General features: G+C 60.1%; 14 protein-coding genes. All 14 read left to right on the top strand.

Translation table 11 applies throughout. The features are described 5' to 3' along the window. The first annotated feature begins 2 nt into the window (after positions 1–2). The 14 genes from uppS (at position 3) to tilS (ending at position 17,351) form a co-directional block, all read left to right on the top strand. Positions 3–767 (top strand): polyprenyl diphosphate synthase, encoded by a 765-nt coding sequence (uppS, locus tag BUC40_RS00830; RefSeq protein WP_073261673.1) that lies wholly within the window; start codon positions 3–5, stop codon positions 765–767. Further along, on the top strand, positions 767–1,582 hold the full coding sequence (locus BUC40_RS00825) for a phosphatidate cytidylyltransferase (RefSeq protein ID WP_073261671.1): 816 nt from the start codon (positions 767–769) through the stop codon (positions 1,580–1,582). The genes uppS and BUC40_RS00825 overlap by 1 nt, the downstream gene beginning before the upstream one ends. Continuing rightward, positions 1,579–2,772 carry a 1-deoxy-D-xylulose-5-phosphate reductoisomerase gene (ispC, locus tag BUC40_RS00820; RefSeq protein WP_073261668.1) on the top strand — a complete coding sequence of 398 codons (1,194 nt, stop codon included), beginning with the start codon at positions 1,579–1,581 and terminating at the stop codon, positions 2,770–2,772. The genes BUC40_RS00825 and ispC overlap by 4 nt, the downstream gene beginning before the upstream one ends. After that, positions 2,769–4,121, top strand: a complete 1,353-nt coding sequence (rseP, locus tag BUC40_RS00815; RefSeq protein ID WP_073261666.1) for a sigma E protease regulator RseP — start codon at positions 2,769–2,771, stop codon at positions 4,119–4,121. The genes ispC and rseP overlap by 4 nt, the downstream gene beginning before the upstream one ends. Positions 4,122–4,194: 73 nt before the next feature. Further along, complete coding sequence (gene bamA, locus BUC40_RS00810) at positions 4,195–6,555, top strand: outer membrane protein assembly factor BamA (RefSeq protein ID WP_073261664.1); 2,361 nt, start codon at positions 4,195–4,197, stop codon at positions 6,553–6,555. A 47-nt stretch (positions 6,556–6,602) separates the two neighbouring features. Then, complete coding sequence (locus BUC40_RS00805) at positions 6,603–7,106, top strand: OmpH/Skp family outer membrane protein (RefSeq protein ID WP_070884108.1); 504 nt, start codon at positions 6,603–6,605, stop codon at positions 7,104–7,106. Then, a complete protein-coding gene (lpxD, locus tag BUC40_RS00800; protein ID WP_073261662.1) occupies positions 7,106–8,167 on the top strand; it encodes a UDP-3-O-(3-hydroxymyristoyl)glucosamine N-acyltransferase in 1,062 nt (353 codons plus the stop codon). Before BUC40_RS00805 ends, lpxD begins: the two co-directional genes overlap by 1 nt. Before the next feature lie 44 nt (positions 8,168–8,211). Then, a complete protein-coding gene (fabZ, locus tag BUC40_RS00795) occupies positions 8,212–8,652 on the top strand; it encodes a 3-hydroxyacyl-ACP dehydratase FabZ (protein ID WP_073261661.1) in 441 nt (146 codons plus the stop codon). Then, positions 8,649–9,425 carry an acyl-ACP--UDP-N-acetylglucosamine O-acyltransferase gene (gene lpxA, locus BUC40_RS00790; protein WP_073261659.1) on the top strand — a complete coding sequence of 259 codons (777 nt, stop codon included), beginning with the start codon at positions 8,649–8,651 and terminating at the stop codon, positions 9,423–9,425. The genes fabZ and lpxA overlap by 4 nt, the downstream gene beginning before the upstream one ends. Before the next feature lie 3 nt (positions 9,426–9,428). Next, positions 9,429–10,562 (top strand): lipid-A-disaccharide synthase, encoded by a 1,134-nt coding sequence (gene lpxB, locus BUC40_RS00785; protein WP_073261657.1) that lies wholly within the window; start codon positions 9,429–9,431, stop codon positions 10,560–10,562. Further along, the gene (gene rnhB / locus BUC40_RS00780; RefSeq protein WP_073261655.1) at positions 10,562–11,170 is read left to right on the top strand and encodes a ribonuclease HII; all 609 of its coding nucleotides are present in this window, start codon (positions 10,562–10,564) and stop codon (positions 11,168–11,170) included. The genes lpxB and rnhB overlap by 1 nt, the downstream gene beginning before the upstream one ends. A 75-nt stretch (positions 11,171–11,245) precedes the next feature. Then, entirely contained in the window at positions 11,246–14,782 is a 3,537-nt protein-coding gene (dnaE, locus tag BUC40_RS00775) for a DNA polymerase III subunit alpha (protein WP_073261653.1), read from the top strand. A gap of 242 nt (positions 14,783–15,024) precedes the next feature. Continuing rightward, entirely contained in the window at positions 15,025–15,975 is a 951-nt protein-coding gene (gene accA, locus BUC40_RS00770) for an acetyl-CoA carboxylase carboxyl transferase subunit alpha (protein WP_073261651.1), read from the top strand. 74 nt (positions 15,976–16,049) lie between these two features. Then, on the top strand, positions 16,050–17,351 hold the full coding sequence (gene tilS, locus BUC40_RS00765; RefSeq protein WP_073261649.1) for a tRNA lysidine(34) synthetase TilS: 1,302 nt from the start codon (positions 16,050–16,052) through the stop codon (positions 17,349–17,351). Positions 17,352–17,370 lie beyond the last annotated feature (19 nt).

Raw genomic sequence — 17,370 nt, 5'->3', positions numbered from 1 at the left:
CCATGGACAATTCCAAAGTCGGTGCCGTGATGGCCGTTCCACGGCATGTGGCGATCATTATGGATGGTAATAATCGCTGGGCGCGCAAACGTTTGCTGCCCGGCGTCGCTGGTCACAAGGCCGGTGTCGATGCGGTGCGCGCGGTTATCGAAGTGTGCGCCGATTCGGGCGTTGAAGTGCTGACCCTGTTCGCTTTCTCCAGTGAAAACTGGCAACGCCCGGCAGACGAAGTCGGCGCGCTGATGGAGCTGTTTCTCAGCGCCCTGCGCCGCGAAGCCCGCAAGCTCGACGAGAATGCCATCAGCCTGCGTATCATTGGTGACCGTTCGCGGTTTCACCCTGAGCTGCAAGCCGCCATGCGCGAAGCTGAAGCGGCTACCGCTGGTGCGTCTGGCGAGAAGCGTTTCATTCTGCAGATCGCCGCGAACTACGGTGGTCAGTGGGATATTGCCCAGGCCGCACAGCGTCTGGCGCGTGAAGTGCAGGGCGGGCATTTGCAGCCCGAGGACATTACGCCGCGGTTGCTGCAGGGCTGCCTGGTGACTGGTGATCTGCCGCTGCCTGATTTGTGCATTCGCACGGGTGGCGAGCATCGCGTCAGCAATTTTCTGCTTTGGCAAATGGCCTACAGTGAGTTGTATTTTTCCGACCTGCTGTGGCCGGACTTCAAGCACGACGCCATGCGCGCGGCGCTGGCGGATTTTGCCAAGCGTCAGCGACGTTTTGGCAAAACCAGTGAACAAGTCGAAGCCGAGGCCCGCGCCTGATGCTCAAGCAACGAATCATTACGGCGCTGATCCTGCTGCCGATCGCTTTGGCAGGATTCTTCTTGCTCGAAGGTGGCGCGTTCGCGCTATTTATCGCCGTAGTGGTCGTGCTTGGAGCCTGGGAGTGGGCGCGCTTGGCCGGTTTCCATGGTCAGCTGCTGCGCGTTGCCTATGCGGCACTGGTAGCGCTGCTGATTTATCTGGTCTACAGCGCGCCTGCGCTGGCGCCATGGCTGCTGGCAATCGGCGTGCTGTGGTGGGTGTTCGCAACTTTTCTGGTACTCAATTATCCGGAGAGCAGCCGCTACTGGGGCGGTCTGCCCGGACGCCTGCTGATTGGCTTGCTGATTTTGTTGCCTGCCTGGCAAGGGCTGGTGGTGATCAAGCAATGGCAGCTCGCTAACTGGCTGATCCTGGCAGTGATGGCGCTGGTCTGGGTGGCCGATATCGGCGCCTATTTCTCCGGCAAGCGTTTCGGCAAGCGCAAGCTGGCCCCGCAGGTCAGTCCTGGCAAGAGCTGGGAAGGGCTGGTTGGCGGCCTGCTGCTTAGCCTGCTGCTTACTGTGGTTGTTGGTTTCTTCCGCGATTGGTCTTTCTCTCAGTTCCTGCTGGCACTGCCAGCTGCCGCCCTGGTTGTGCTGATCTCGGTGGTCGGTGACCTGACCGAGAGCATGTTCAAGCGCCAATCGGGCATCAAGGACAGCAGCAACCTGTTGCCTGGTCACGGTGGCGTGCTTGACCGCATCGATAGCCTGACGGCGGCGGTGCCGGTATTCGCTACGTTGCTGTGGCTCGCTGGCTGGGGCGTATTGTGAGTCAGGTGCAGCAGATCACCGTATTGGGCGCCACGGGGTCGATTGGCCTGAGTACCCTTGATGTCATCGCGCGTCATCCTTCGCGCTATCGCGCTTTCGCCTTGACTGCCTTCTCTCGCGTGGCAGAGCTGGAAACGCTGTGCGTCAGCCATCGTCCGCGCTTTGCCGTGGTTGCTGATGCAAAGGCTGCCAGCGACCTGCAGGCGCGCTTGCAGCAGGCTGGGCTCGATACTCGCGTGCTATTTGGCGAGGCTGGGCTGTGCGAGGTTTCCGCGCATGCCGAGGTGGATGCCGTCATGGCGGCCATTGTCGGCGCTGCCGGGCTCAAGCCGACGCTTGCTGCGGTCGAGGCGGGCAAGAAGGTATTGCTGGCCAACAAGGAAGCGCTGGTGATGTCCGGCGCGCTGTTCATGCGTGCTGTGCGCGAGAGTGGTGCCGTGCTGCTGCCCATCGACAGCGAGCACAATGCGATCTTCCAGTGCCTGCCGCACGATTACGCGCGCGGCCTGCAGCCGGTAGGTGTGCGGCGCATTCTGCTGACTGCGTCCGGCGGGCCGTTTCGTGAGGCTTCGCCCGATACGTTGCATGCGGTAACTCCCGAGCAGGCGTGCGCCCATCCTAACTGGTCGATGGGGCGCAAGATTTCCGTCGATTCGGCAAGCATGATGAACAAAGGCCTCGAACTGATCGAGGCCTGCTGGTTGTTCGATGCCCGGCCCGAGCAGGTCGAGGTGCTCATTCACCCGCAAAGCGTCATCCATTCGCTCGTCGACTATGTAGATGGCTCGGTTCTCGCCCAGTTGGGCAACCCTGATATGCGCACGCCCATCGCCCATGCGTTGGCCTGGCCGCAACGTATCGATTCGGGCGTCGCGCCGCTGGATCTGCTTGCCGTGGCTCGCCTGGATTTCCAGGCGCCTGATGACATTCGTTTTCCCTGCCTGCGCCTGGCCCGTGACGCTGCAGAGGCCGGTGGCAGTGCGCCGGCGATGCTCAACGCCGCCAACGAGGTAGCCGTGGCTGCGTTTCTCGAGCGGCGGATTCGCTTTACCGATATCGCGCGTATCATTGGCGGCGTTCTCGAGGCCGAGCCAGTCGTCGCAGTGGATTGCCTCAATGCTGTGCTCGAGGCGGACCGCCGAGCGCGGGAGCTGGCAGGGCAGTGGTTGAATCGCGGGGAGGTAGCATGAGCGCGCTGTATATGATCGTCGGCACCCTGATCGCGCTTGGCGTTCTGGTGACCTTTCACGAGTACGGGCATTTCTGGGTCGCCCGTCGCTGTGGCGTCAAGGTGCTGCGCTTTTCCGTAGGTTTCGGTACGCCGCTAGTGCGCTGGCATGACCGCCAAGGCACCGAGTTCGTGATCGCCGCGATCCCGCTCGGCGGTTACGTGAAGATGCTCGATGAGCGTGAGGGTGATGTGCCGGCCGAGCTGGCCGAGCAATCCTTCAATCGCAAGACCGTCAAGCAGCGCTTCGCCATCGTCGCCGCAGGCCCGGTTGCGAACTTCGCACTGGCGCTGGTGTTTTTCTGGCTGGTGGCCATGCTTGGCAGTCAGCAGGTACGTCCGGTTATCGGTGCGATCGAGGCGGGAAGCCTGGCGCAGACCGCCGGGTTGCAGGTTGGCGAGGAAATCGTTGCAGTTAACGGCAAGGCTACGAGCGGCTGGTCTGCGGTAAATCTGCAGTTGGTGCGTCGCCTCGGTGAAAGCGGCGAGTTGCTGATTACCACGCGACCCGTCGAGGGCGGCACCGATACCCTACATCGGGTCGAACTGAACGATTGGCTGCGTGGCGCCAACGAGCCTGATCCGATTGCATCGCTGGGGCTTCGCCCGTGGCGCCCGAGTCTTGAGCCAGTGCTGGCCGAGTTCGATCCAGAGGGACCTGCGCAGGGCGCTGGCATGCAGGTCGGCGATCGTCTGCTGGCGCTCGATGAGCAACCGCTGACCGACTGGCAGGATCTTGTCGACCGTGTGCGCGGGCTGCCAGGTAAAACAGTCAGCATTGCCGTTGAACGTAACGGTCAGCGCATCGATATCCCGGTTACCCTGGCGTCCAAGGGCGAGGTTGAGGCGGCCACCGGGTACCTTGGCGCCGGCGTTGCGCCGGCTCAGTGGCCAGCGAAGATGATGCGTGAAGTCAGCTACGGTCCGCTGCAGGCAATAAGCGAGGCGGGCGCTCGCACCTGGACGATGAGCGTTCTGACCCTCGATTCACTGAAGAAAATGCTCTTCGGCGAGCTCTCGGTAAAAAACTTGAGCGGGCCGATAACCATTGCTAAAGTGGCGGGCGCTTCGGCCGAGTCAGGCCTTGGGGACTTTTTGAATTTCCTCGCCTACCTGAGCATCAGCCTGGGCGTTCTCAATTTGCTGCCCATCCCGGTTCTGGATGGCGGACATCTGCTTTATTATCTGGTCGAGTGGGTACGAGGCCGCCCGCTCTCCGAACGGGTGCAGGGTTGGGGGATGCAGATTGGTATCAGCCTGGTGATCGGGGTGATGCTGCTGGCTCTGGTCAACGACCTTGGTCGCCTGTGAGCTCAGCTGAATTATATATCTGTCGTCACAGACGACTGATTTCTTATCGTTAGTTGGAATAAGAAAGGACTTCATGAAACGTCTGCTGCTACCTGCGGTTCTTGCCGCATTGATGATCGCCGAAGTTCACGCCGAGTCCTTCACCATCTCCGATATCCGCGTTAACGGCCTGCAGCGTGTTTCTGCGGGTAGCCTGTTTGGCGCGCTGCCCCTGAACGTGGGCGAGTCTGCCGACGACCGCACACTGACCGAAGCGACTCGCGAACTGTTCAAAACCGGTTTCTTTCAGGACATCCAGCTCGGCCGCGACGGTAATGTGCTGGTTATCACCGTTGTCGAGCGCCCATCGATTTCCAGCATCGAAATCGAAGGTAACAAGGCCATCAGCACCGACGATCTGATGAAGGGCCTGAAACAGTCTGGCCTCGATGAAGGCGAGATCTTCCAGCGCGCCACCCTTGAGGGTGTGCGTAACGAGCTGCAGCGTCAGTACGTGGCTCAGGGCCGTTATTCGGCCGAGATCGAGGCTGAGGTCATTCCTCAGCCGCGCAACCGTGTTGCGCTGAAGATCAACATCAATGAGGGCACCGTTGCAGCTATCCAGCACATCAACGTGGTGGGCAACAAGGTTTTCTCCGATGAAGACCTCAATGATCTGTTCGAGCTGAAAACCACCAACTGGCTGTCGTTCTTCCGTAACGATGACAAGTACGCCCGCGAAAAACTGTCCGGTGACCTGGAGCGTCTGCGTTCCTATTACCTGGATCGCGGCTACATCAATATGGACATCACCTCCACTCAGGTGTCCATCACGCCGGACAAGAAGCACGTCTATATCACCGTCAACATCGAAGAGGGTGAAAAATTCACCGTTCGCGATGTGAAGCTCTCTGGCGACCTCAAAGTGCCGGAAGAAGAAGTGCGCGCACTGCTGCTGGTCAAAGAAGGCCAGGTGTTCTCCCGCAAGGTGATGACCACTACCAGCGAGCTGATCACCCGCCGCCTGGGTAACGAGGGTTACACCTTCGCCAACGTCAACGGTGTACCCGAGCCGCATAACGAAGACAACTCGGTATCGATCACCTTTGTGGTCGATCCGGGCAAGCGTGCCTACGTCAACCGCATCAACTTCCGTGGCAATACCAAAACCGAAGACGAAGTGCTGCGTCGCGAAATGCGCCAGATGGAAGGCGGCTGGGCGTCGACTTACCTGATCGATCAGTCCAAGACTCGCCTTGAGCGTCTGGGCTTCTTCAAGGAAGTCAACGTCGAGACCCCGCAGGTGCCAGGCACCGATGATCAGGTCGACGTCAATTACAGCGTCGAAGAGCAGGCTTCTGGTTCGATCACCGCGAGCGTTGGTTTCGCTCAGAACGCCGGTTTGATCCTTGGTGGCTCGATCACCCAGAACAACTTCTTGGGTAGCGGTAACCGCGTCAGCATCGGCCTGACCCGCAGCGAATACCAGAGCCGCTACAACTTCAGCTTCACCGATCCTTACTGGACCGAAGATGGTGTGAGTCTGGGTTACAACGCCTTCTACCGCACCACCGACTACGACAAGCTTGATGTCGATGTGTCGAGCTACTCGGTCGACAGCCTCGGCGCCGGAGTCAACATCGGTTACCCGATCAGCGAGACCTCGCGTCTGACCTATGGCCTGACCGTACAGCAGGATGAGATCAATACCGGCCGCTACACCGTCGACGAGATCTTCGATTTCACCCGTCAGGAAGGCGAGAAGTACCTGAACCTCAAGGCATCCGCCGGTTGGTCTGAATCGACCCTCAACCGCGGTGTGCTGGCTAACCGTGGCCACTCGCAAAGCCTGGTGTTCGAAACCACCGTGCCAGGTAGCGACCTGTCGTTCTACAAGCTCGACTACCGCGCCCAGGTATTCAAGCCGCTGACCGATACTTACACCATGCGTTTCCATACGCAGTTGGGTTATGGCGGCGCCTTTGGCTCCACCAGCAAGCTGCCGTTCTATGAGAACTACTATGCCGGTGGCTTCAACTCTGTACGTGGCTTCAAGGACAGCAGCCTGGGCCCGCGTAGTACGCCAAGTACAGGTGCCAATCCTGGAACGTTGGCTGATCCCGATCAAGATCCGTTGCCGTTCGGTGGTAACGTGCTGATCCAAGGTGGTGCCGAGTTGCTGTTCCCGATGCCGTTCGTAAAAGACCAGCGTTCGCTGCGTACCGCGTTGTTCTGGGACGTGGGTAACGTCTTCGACACTGACTGCAGCTCCGCTCAGAAGCGCCGTGGCGACAGCTGCGACATCAGTTTCGGCAACCTGGCCAGCTCGGTAGGTGTCGGCGTCACTTGGATCACTGCGCTCGGTCCGCTGAGCTTCAGCCTGGGTATGCCGATCAAGAAACCGGATGATGCCGACACCCAGGTATTCCAATTCTCCCTCGGTCAGACGTTCTAAGCGTCTGATCACGAATCACCAAGACAGTTTTCTGCAGGAGTTGCACCGTGCGTAAGTTGACTCAACTGGTTCTGTTAAGCGTCACCCTGCTGGCTACCCCGGCCTTCGCTGAAATGAAGATCGCGGTGCTCAACTATCAGATGGCTCTGCTCGAGTCGGACGCTGCCAAGCGTTACGCTGTCGACGCCGAGAAGAAATTCGGTCCGCAACTGAACAAGCTGAAAACCTTGGAAAGCGACGCCAAACGTATCCAGGATCGCATCGTCAAAGACGGCGAGAAGATGCAGACCGCTGAGCGTGAGCGTCTCGAGCTGGACTTCAAGCAAAAGGCCCGTGACTTCCAGTTCCAGTCCAAGGAGCTGAACGAAGCCAAAGCTGTTGCTGACCGTGACATGCTCAAGAAGCTCAAGCCGAACCTGGACAAAGCCGTTGAAGAAGTCATCAAGAATGGCAACTTCGACCTGGTGCTGGAGCGCGGTGCGGTAATCGATGTCAAACCTCAGTTCGACATCACCCGCCAAGTCATCGAGCGCATGAACCAGATGCGTTGATGATGTCGACACCGGTATTCACGCTCGGCCAATTGGCCGAGCAGCTCGGCGCTACCTTGCGTGGCGCGGCTGATCTGAAAATCGACGGGCTGGCAACCTTACAGGATGCCGGCCCGTCTCAGCTGACGTTCCTGTCCAACGCCCAGTACCGCAAGCACCTCAACAGCTGTCAGGCTGCTGCGGTATTGCTGACCGCAGCCGACGCGGAAGGCTTCACGGGCAATGCCTTGATCGTCGCTAATCCGTATCTCGCCTATGCCTCGCTTTCCCATCTGTTTGATCGCAAGCCCAAGGCTGCAGCGGGGATTCACCCCACCGCGCAAGTGGCTGAAGATGCTCAGGTAGATGCGACTGCAGCTATCGGACCTTTCGTGGTGATCGAGAGCGGGGCGAAGATCGGCGCTGGAGTGTCGTTGGGTGCGCACTGCGTAGTCGGTGCTCGCTCCGAGATCGGTGAGGGCGGCTGGTTAGCGCCGCGTGTCACGCTGTATCACGATGTGCGCATCGGCAAGCGTGTGGTGATCCAGTCGGGTGCGGTGATCGGCGGTGAGGGCTTCGGCTTCGCCAATGAGAAGGGCGTCTGGCAGAAGATCGCGCAGATCGGTGGGGTGAGCATTGGTGACGATGTTGAGATCGGTGCCAACACCACGCTCGATCGCGGTGCGCTGTCCGATACGCGTATCGGCAATGGTGTGAAGCTAGATAACCAGATCATGATCGCGCACAACGTGCAGGTCGGTGACAACACGGCGATGGCTGCCTGTGTCGGTATTTCCGGCAGCACTTCGATCGGCAAGAACTGTATGATCGCCGGCGGTGTTGGCATGGTTGGCCATATCGACGTATGCGATGGCGTATTCGTGACCGGTATGACCATGGTCACTCGCTCGATTACCGAGCCCGGTGCTTACTCCTCGGGCACCGCCATGCAACCTGCAGCCGAGTGGAAGAAAAGCGTGGCGCGCATCCGCCAGCTGGACGACATGGCGCGGCGTGTGAAGCAGTTGGAAAAACAGCTCGCTGCCGTGACCTCGAGCGGGAATGCCTCATCTGATGCCTGAGCCAATGGCCGGCTCTCTTCTTTTTATTACAGGCTTCTCTGGAAATGATGGAAATCAACGAAATTCGCGAGTACTTGCCGCACCGTTACCCATTCCTGTTGGTGGACCGGGTTACGGATCTGGACCTGGAAGGCAAGAGCGTTCGTGCTTATAAGAATGTCAGCGTCAATGAGCCATTCTTCAACGGCCATTTTCCTGAGCACCCGATCATGCCAGGTGTGCTCATCATCGAGGCCATGGCTCAGGCGGCCGGCATCCTGGGCTTCAAAATGATGGGCGTAAAGCCTGCCGATGGTACGCTTTACTACTTCGTCGGCTCCGATAAGCTACGCTTCCGTCAACCGGTCGTGCCGGGTGACCAGCTGATCCTCGAGGCTAAGTTTCTCAGCAGCAAGCGCAGCATCTGGAAGTTCGAATGCAAGGCCACGGTCGATGGTAAAGAAGTGTGCTCGGCCGAAATCATCTGTGCGGAACGCAAGTTATGAGTTTGATTGACCCTCGCGCCATCATCGATCCCAGCGCCAAGTTGGCAGACGACGTCGTCGTCGGCCCTTGGTCGATCATTGGGCCCGACGTAGAAATTGGCGAGGGCTGTGTGCTGGGTCCCAATGTGATCATCAAGGGGCCTACCCGAATCGGGAAGCACAACAAGATCTATCAATTCGCCTCGCTGGGCGAAGACACCCCGGATCGCAAGTACAAGGGCGAGCCCACGCGCTTGGTCATCGGTGACCACAACATCATCCGCGAAGGCGTGACGATGCACCGTGGCACCATTCAGGATCGTGACGAAACCACTATTGGTGACCACAACCTGATCATGGCCTATGCCCACATCGGGCATGACAGCGTGGTTGGCAATCACTGCATCCTGGTCAATAACGTGGCCCTGGCTGGGCACGTGCACATCGGCGACTGGGCGATTCTGTCCGGCTACACCCTGGTGCATCAGTTCTGCCATATCGGTGCACATGCCTTCGCCGGTATGGGCGCAGCGATCGGCAAGGACGTACCGGCATACGTCACCGTTTCCGGCAATCCTGCCGAAGCGCGTAGCATGAACTTCGAAGGCCTGCGCCGTCGTGGTTTCAGTTCCGAGGCGATGCAGGCGCTGCGCCGCGCCTACAAGATCGTCTACCGTCAGGGTTTCACCATCGAAGAAGCACTGGTGGAGCTGGAAGATGTGGCCGCTCAGTTCTCCGAAGTAGCGGTTTTCCGTGATTCGATTCTGACGTCCAGCCGCGGCATTACGCGCTGACCCATGGCTGAAGTATTGCGTGTCGCGCTGGTTGCTGGCGAGGCATCCGGCGATATTCTCGGCTCAGGCCTGATGCAGGCGCTCAAAGCCCAGCACCCACATGTCGAGTTCATCGGTGTAGGCGGGCCGCGTATGCAGGCCGAAGGGCTGGTCAGTGACTTTCCCATGGAGCGCCTTGCGGTCATGGGCCTGGTTGAAGTACTGGGTCGTTTGCCTGAACTGCTGTCGCGCCGCCGCCGCCTGATCGCCAGCTTGGTCGAGCGTAAGCCTGATGTATTCATCGGTATCGACGCCCCGGATTTCACATTGGGCGTCGAACTCAAGCTGCGCCAGGCGGGTATTCGCACCGTGCATTACGTCAGCCCGTCCGTTTGGGCCTGGCGGCAAAAGCGTGTGTTAAAGATCCGCGAAGCGTGCGACCTGATGCTCACCCTCTTTCCTTTCGAGGCGCAGTTCTACGAAGAACATCAAGTGCCGGTGTGCTTCGTGGGGCATCCGCTGGCTGATGCCATTCCCTTGCAGGCTGACCGCGCTGCGGCGCGTGAGCTGCTTGGCCTGCCAGTTGATGCACCGGTGGTGGCGTTGTTGCCAGGCAGCCGCGGTGGTGAGGTGTCGCGCCTCGGTAGCCTGTTCCTCGATGCTGCCGAGCGCCTGCGTGCGCTGCGGCCTGGCGTGCGTTTCGTATTGCCTTGCGCGAGCCCGGAGCGACGTCAGCAGCTGGAGCAGATGCTCAGTGGTCGTGACCTGCCGTTGCAGTTGCTCGATGGCCGCTCCCACGACGCTCTGGCCGCCTGCGACGCGGTGTTGATCGCGTCCGGCACTGCCACCCTCGAAGCGCTGCTGTACAAGCGACCGATGGTGGTTGCTTACCGCGTGGCGCCAATGACCTTCCGCATTCTCAAGCGTCTGGTGAAAAGCCCGTACATTTCACTGCCCAATCTGCTTGCTCAGCGCCTGCTGGTGCCCGAGTTGATTCAGGATGCCGCGACGCCTGAAGCGCTGGCCCAGACGGTATCGCCACTGCTGGTCGATGGCGAGGTGCAGACTGAAGGCTTCGATGCCATTCATCGCACCTTGCGCCGTGATGCCTCTGAGCGCGCAGCTACTGCAGTGCTCGAACTGTTGGGCCGTCGCTGATGCAGTTGGGGCTGGATTTTTCCACCGTCGAAGAGTTGGTTGCCGGCGTCGATGAGGTTGGCCGCGGCCCGCTGTGTGGCGCCGTGGTGACCGCTGCGGTGATTCTCGATCCGGCTCGACCCATTCTTGGTCTCAACGATTCCAAAAAGCTTAGCGAGGCGCGGCGCGAAAAACTCTTCGACGAGATTCGTGAAAAGGCACTGGCCTGGTGCATCGCCCGTGCTGACGTGGAGGAGATCGACCGCCTGAATATTCTGCATGCCACCATGCTGGCCATGCAGCGTGCCGTCGAAGGCCTGAGCGTGAAGCCGAAATTGGCGTTGATCGACGGCAACCGCTGCCCGAAACTGTCGATGCCCAGCGCCCCGGTGATCGGTGGTGACGCGCAGGTGCCGGCTATCGCAGCAGCGTCGATTCTGGCCAAGGTCAGTCGCGATCGCGAGATGCGTGAGCTCGACGCATTGTATCCCGGCTACGGTATCGCCTTGCACAAAGGCTACCCGACGCCTGTGCACCTCGAGGCTCTGACTCGCCTGGGCCCGACTCCCATTCACCGCCGCTCCTTTGCGCCGGTGCGCCGTTTGCTGGAAGCCGCCACCTTCGGTTGAGTGCAACCACTCGCTGTCGGACTTTCCAGTTACGGTACAATCCGCGTTTTGTCGCTTTTCCTGCAGGGCTTCTTCATGGCTGTTTCTTTCGTTCATCTTCGCCTGCACACCGAATATTCCCTGGTCGACGGCCTGGTCCGCGTCAATCCGCTGGTCAAGGCGGTTGCCGGCGCCGGCATGCCGGCCGTAGCGGTCACCGACATGAGCAACATGTGCTCGCTGGTGAAGTTCTACAAAGCCGCCATGAGCGCCGGTATCAAGCCGATCTGCGGCGCCGATATCTGGTTGGCCAGCGCCTACGAAGACGGCCCGCTGACCCGCATGACCTTGCTGGCCATGAACCCCAAAGGCTATCGCAACCTCACAGAACTGGTTTCTCGCGGCTGGAGTGAAGGGCAGAGCAACGATCTGGTAATCATTCAGCGCGATTGGGTGAAAGCTGCCAGCGAAGGCCTGATCGCCCTGTCTGGCGCCAAGGAAGGTGAGATCGGTCATGCGCTGCTCGATGGCGAGCCGGCCAAGGCCGAAGCCCTGTTGCAGGAATGGCAGGCGGTGTTCCCGGAGCGTTTCTATCTGGAAGTGCAGCGCACCAGCCGCGTCAATGACGAGGAGCATCTGCATGCTGCCGTCGCCCTGGCCGACAAGACCGGTGCTCCACTGGTCGCCACCAACGATGTACGCTTCCTCAAGCAGAGCGACTTCGAAGCCCATGAGACTCGTGTTTGTATCGGCGAGGGTCGCATTCTCGACGACCCGCGCCGGCCGCGTATTTATTCTGATCAGCAGTACCTGAAGTCGCCGCAGGAAATGGCTGAGCTGTTCAGCGACTTACCCGACGCGCTGGAAAACACCATCGAGATCGCCAAGCGCTGCAACATCGAAGTGTTGCTCGGCAAATACTTCCTGCCGGACTTCCCTGTGCCGGAAGGCATGACTATCGACGAATACTTCCGCAAGGTCTCGTTCGACGGCTTGGAAGAGCGCCTCGAAGTTCTGCTGCCCAAGGACACCCCGGATTACGACGCGAAGAAGCAGGTCTACATCGACCGGCTGAATTTCGAGCTGGATATCATCATCCAGATGGGCTTCCCCGGTTACTTCCTGATCGTTATGGACTTCATCCAGTGGGCCAAGAGCAACGGCGTGCCGGTCGGCCCGGGCCGTGGTTCAGGTGCCGGTTCGCTGGTGGCCTACGTGCAGAAGATCACCGACCTCGACCCGTTGGCCTACGATCTGCTGTTCGAGCGCTTCCTCAATCCCGAGCGGGTGTCTATGCCCGACTTCGACGTCGACTTCTGTATGGATGGTCGCGACCGCGTTATCGATTACGTGGCCGAGAAGTACGGCCGTAACGCGGTAAGCCAGATCATCACCTTCGGTTCGATGGCGGCCAAGGCGGTAGTGCGTGACGTGGCGCGGGTGCAGGGCAAGTCCTACGGCCTGGCAGATCGCCTGTCGAAGATGATCCCGTTCGAAGTCGGCATGACTCTGGAGAAGGCCTTCGAGATGGAGGAGCCGCTGCGCGACTTCCTCAAGGTCGACGAAGAGGCTGCCGAAATCTGGGACATGTCGCTCAAGCTCGAAGGCATCGTGCGCGGTACCGGCAAGCACGCGGGTGGCGTGGTTATCGCGCCGACCAAACTGACCGATTTTGCACCGATCGCCTGTGACGAAGAGGGCGCTGGCCTGGTTACCCAGTTCGACAAGGACGACGTCGAATCGGCCGGTCTGGTGAAGTTCGACTTCCTCGGCCTGCGTACGCTGACCATCATCAAGTGGGCGTTGGAAACCATCCACCGCGACCAGCGTGCTGCCGGCGAGCCAGAAGAGAACCTGGTCAACATCGACTTCATCCCGCTCGATGACAAGCCGACCTACCAGATGCTGCAGAAAGCCGAGACCACTGCGGTCTTCCAGCTTGAATCGCGCGGCATGAAGGAGCTGATCAAGAAGCTCAAGCCCGACTGCCTGGAAGACATGATCGCCCTGGTGGCCTTGTTTCGCCCAGGCCCGCTGCAGTCCGGCATGGTGGACGACTTCATCAACCGTAAGCACGGCCGGGCCGAGCTATCCTACCCGCACCCGGACTATCAATACGCGGGTCTGGAGCCGGTGCTCAAGCCGACTTACGGGATCATCCTGTATCAGGAACAGGTCATGCAGATCGCCCAGGTCATGGGCGGTTATACCCTCGGCCAGGCGGACATGCTGCGTCGTGCCATGGGTAAGAAGAAGCCCGAGGAAATGGCCAAGCAACGCGGCGGTTTTATCGAGGGCTGTGCCAACAACGGCATCGATGCCGAGCTGGCTGGCAACATCTTCGACCTGGTGGAAAAATTCGCTGGTTACGGCTTCAACAAATCTCACTCCGCCGCCTACGGCCTGGTCTCCTACCAGACCGCCTGGCTGAAAGCGCATTACCCGGCGCCATTCATGGCGGCGGTGCTCTCGGCGGATATGCACAACACCGACAAAGTGGTGATCCTCATTGAGGAATGCCGCAGCATGAAGCTGCGCGTCGACCCGCCAGACGTCAATGCTTCCGAATTCAAGTTTACCGTCAGCTACGAAGCCGATGTTCCGCGAATTCTTTACGGCCTGGGGGCGGTCAAGGGCGTCGGTGAAGGTCCGGTCGAAGCCATCGTCGAGGCGCGTCAGGACGGCCCGTTCAAGGATTTGTTCGATTTCTGCTCCCGTGTCGACCTCAAGCGCATCAACAAACGCACCATGGAAGCATTGATTCGCAGTGGTGCGCTGGATCGTCTGGGGCCGCATTTCCATGACGAACTCAAGGCCTATCAGGCCAATATCGATCGTAACCGCGCCGTGCTGCTGGCTGCGATGGAGGAGGCCGTGCAGGCTGCCGAGCAGACTGCGCGTAGTCACGACAGTGGTCATATGGACTTGTTTGGTGGGGTGTTCGCCAGTCCGGAAGCGGATGTTTACGCCAATCACCGCAAGGCCCGCGAGCTTTCGCTCAAGGAGCGCCTCAAAGGTGAGAAGGACACGCTGGGCCTGTATCTGACCGGTCACCCGATCGACGAATACGAGAGCGAAGTGCGGCGGTTCGCCCGTCAGCGCATCGTCGACCTCAAGCCAGCTCGCGATACGCAGACGGTTGCAGGTTTGATCGTCAACCTGAGGGTGATGAAGAACAAGAAGGGCGACAAGATGGGTTTCATCACCCTGGACGACCGCTCCGGGCGTATTGAAGCCTCGTTGTTCGCCGAGGCCTTTTCCAGTAACCAGGCATTGCTGCAGAGCGATGCTCTGGTGGTGGTGGAAGGCGAGGTCAGTAACGACGATTTCTCCGGCGGCATGCGCCTGCGTGCCAAGCGGGTGATGAGCCTGGAAGAGGCGCGCACTGGGCTGGCCGAGAGCCTGCGGGTAAAGGTGCAGGCTGCAGCGCTCAAGGGTGATCGCCTGCGCTGGTTGGGTGAGCTGTGTCAGCGGCACCGCGGCGCCTGTCCGATAACTCTGGACTACACTGGCGCCGATGCGAAAGCCTTGCTGCAATTTGGTGAGGAGTGGCGAATCGACCCGGCTGACAGCTTGATTCAAGCTTTGCGTGACCAGTTCGGGCGAGAAAACGTCTTCTTGCAATACCGCTAGAATAGCGGCGTTGAAATGCGGGGTTCAGGCCCCGTATTTCGACCTCTGACACCGCACGATTGCCCCTGGTGTGACCGAACCCGAGTGGTTCGGTTGCCGAGTGAATGCTTGACGCATTTGCCGGCATTTTCGCCGGAAGTGCCTTGCAGGTGTCGACCTGAAGGCGCCTGTTCCTATAAGGTAGGCGCCAATTGGATACACGCTCCCCGGCCCTTTTGGCCGTCGACGCATGACGGATGCCTATGAACCCGAACTATCTCGATTTCGAACAGCCGATTGCCGACCTGCAAGCCAAGATCGAAGAGCTTCGTCTGGTTGGTAACGATAACTCCCTGAACATCGGCGACGAAATCGCCCGCCTGCAGGATAAGAGCAGCACGCTCACCGAGAGCATCTTCAGCAATCTGACCAGTTGGCAGATCGCCCGGCTCGCGCGTCACCCGCAGCGTCCGTACACCCTGGATTACCTCAAGCACATCTTCACCGAGTTCGACGAGCTGCATGGCGACCGCCACTTCTCCGACGACGCGGCGATCGTGGGCGGGGTTGCGCGTCTCAATGGCCAGCCAGCTATGGTTATCGGCCACCAAAAGGGCCGTGAAGTGCGTGAGAAGGTGCGCCGTAACTTCGGCATGCCGCGTCCTGAGGGCTACCGCAAGGCGTGCCGTCTGATGGAAATGGCCGAGCGTTTCAAAATGCCGATCCTGACCTTCATCGACACTCCGGGCGCTTACCCAGGTATTGACGCTGAAGAGCGTGGCCAGAGCGAAGCGATTGCCTGGAACCTGCGTGTCATGTCGCGCCTGAAGACACCAATCATCTCCACCGTGATCGGTGAAGGTGGTTCCGGCGGCGCACTGGCCATCGGCGTGTGCGACAACCTCAACATGCTCGAGTACTCGACCTACGCAGTGATCTCGCCGGAAGGTTGCGCATCGATCCTGTGGAAAACCGCTGAAAAGGCGCCTGAAGCTGCCGAGGCCATGGGCATTACCGCCGAGCGCCTGAAAGGCCTGGGCATCGTCGACAAGGTGATCGCCGAGCCGCTCGGTGGTGCGCATCGTGATCCGGCTGCTGCTGCCGAATCGATCCGCCAGACACTGCTGGCTCAGCTCGAAGACCTGCGCAAGCTCGATACCGATGCGTTGCTGGCCCGTCGTTACGAGCGCCTGATGAGCTACGGTATCGCCTGATGCCGTTCTACCCCGCAAGCAGGCCGATCGCCCTGATGGCCGCCATGCTTGCGGGGATGCTTCACTGACTCCCCATGGTCCTAGAAAACATTCTGCTTGAACGCCTTGCGGCGTGTCGAAGCGCGCCTGCGTGGCGTGTAGCTTTCTCCGGCGGGCTCGACTCCAGCGTGCTGCTGCACGTGCTTGCCTGCGCCGCCCGGCGGCATGAGCTTCCTCCAATTTCCGCTATTCATGTCCATCACGGGCTGCAGTCTATTGCTGAGAGTTGGCCTGCGCACTGTCAGAGGTTCTGTGATGAGCTTGGCGTTGCTCTGCATGTCGAGCACGTGCAGGTCGCGCCGGGCGCTAGCATTGAGCGGGCCGCCCGTGATGCGCGCTACGCCGCGTTCACGTCGTTGATGGCGCCGGGCGAAGTGATGCTGTTGGCCCAGCATCAGGATGATCAGGCGGAAACCGTGCTCTACCGCTTGCTGCGTGGTGCCGGTGTGAGTGGGTTGGCCGCGATGGCGGAGCGTCGCCCGTTGGGGCAGGGCCATGTGGTCAGGCCTTTGCTCGCTGTGTCGCGTAAGGTGCTTGAGGACTATGCCGTCAGCCATGGATTGCGCTGGGTCGATGATCCATCGAATGCCGATAGCGGCTTTGCCCGTAACTTCCTGCGCCGGGACATTTTGCCGCGTCTGGCGACCCGCTGGCCTGCGGTGTCTCAAGTATTGGCTCGTGCTGCTGCGCATCAGGCCGAGGCGGGCGAGTTGCTGCAGGACCTCGCTGAAATCGATCTACAGCGCACGCGCAGCGAGCTGGCGATTTCGTGGCTGAGGATTCCCTGCCTCGATTTGCAGGCGCTGCGCCAGTTGTCCGAAGCGCGTCAGCGTAACCTGCTCAGGTACTGGTTGAAGGATGCGACGGCCATGCCCGATAGCCGCCACTGGCAAGGCTGGCGTGACTTGCGCGATGCAGCGGCTGGCGCCTCGCCGGTGTGGCGCTTGGAAGATGGAGAGTTACGCCGACACGGTAATCAGTTGTTGTGGTTGGACGCAGTGTGGAGTCTTGGCTGGCCCAGGCAAGAGCGGCCTTGGCACGATCCAAAGCATCCGCTAGTTTTGCCTGGCAACGGCGAGGTCTGGTTCAGTGGGCCGATTCCCGAGGGGCGGCTGAGTATTGGCTATCGCCAGGGCGGCGAGATTATTTCCGTTTCCGGGCGCGGTCGGCGTGACCTTAAGCGGCTTTTACAGGAGGCCAGCGTACCCGACTTTATCCGCGCGCGCATGCCGCTGCTATTGAGGGACGGCCAGCCTCTGGCGGTGGCCAATCTGCCCTTTGACCCTGCTGCCGCAGCGCTTCACTGGCGCCCTTTGTGTGTTGCGGGCAGCGAGTAGGCGTACTGCCCGGAATAAG

The organism is Phytopseudomonas punonensis, assembly GCF_900142655.1.
Taxonomy (GTDB): domain Bacteria; phylum Pseudomonadota; class Gammaproteobacteria; order Pseudomonadales; family Pseudomonadaceae; genus Aquipseudomonas; species Aquipseudomonas punonensis.
Note: the sequence above shows the minus strand (reverse complement) of the source record. Positions and strands in the feature narration are given on the sequence as shown.

Bases quoted from the DNA above. Each gene is read 5' to 3' on its own strand.
- lpxD (WP_073261662.1), top strand. From the start codon at position 7,106: ATGATGTCGACACCGGTATTCACGCTCGGCCAATTGGCCGAGCAGCTC.
- tilS (WP_073261649.1), top strand. From the start codon at position 16,050: ATGGTCCTAGAAAACATTCTGCTTGAACGCCTTGCGGCGTGTCGAAGC.
- BUC40_RS00825 (WP_073261671.1), top strand. From the start codon at position 767: ATGCTCAAGCAACGAATCATTACGGCGCTGATCCTGCTGCCGATCGCT.
- rseP (WP_073261666.1), top strand. From the start codon at position 2,769: ATGAGCGCGCTGTATATGATCGTCGGCACCCTGATCGCGCTTGGCGTT.
- lpxA (WP_073261659.1), top strand. From the start codon at position 8,649: ATGAGTTTGATTGACCCTCGCGCCATCATCGATCCCAGCGCCAAGTTG.
- fabZ (WP_073261661.1), top strand. From the start codon at position 8,212: ATGATGGAAATCAACGAAATTCGCGAGTACTTGCCGCACCGTTACCCA.
- accA (WP_073261651.1), top strand. From the start codon at position 15,025: ATGAACCCGAACTATCTCGATTTCGAACAGCCGATTGCCGACCTGCAA.
- bamA (WP_073261664.1), top strand. From the start codon at position 4,195: ATGAAACGTCTGCTGCTACCTGCGGTTCTTGCCGCATTGATGATCGCC.
- lpxB (WP_073261657.1), top strand. From the start codon at position 9,429: ATGGCTGAAGTATTGCGTGTCGCGCTGGTTGCTGGCGAGGCATCCGGC.
- rnhB (WP_073261655.1), top strand. From the start codon at position 10,562: ATGCAGTTGGGGCTGGATTTTTCCACCGTCGAAGAGTTGGTTGCCGGC.
- uppS (WP_073261673.1), top strand. From the start codon at position 3: ATGGACAATTCCAAAGTCGGTGCCGTGATGGCCGTTCCACGGCATGTG.
- dnaE (WP_073261653.1), top strand. From the start codon at position 11,246: ATGGCTGTTTCTTTCGTTCATCTTCGCCTGCACACCGAATATTCCCTG.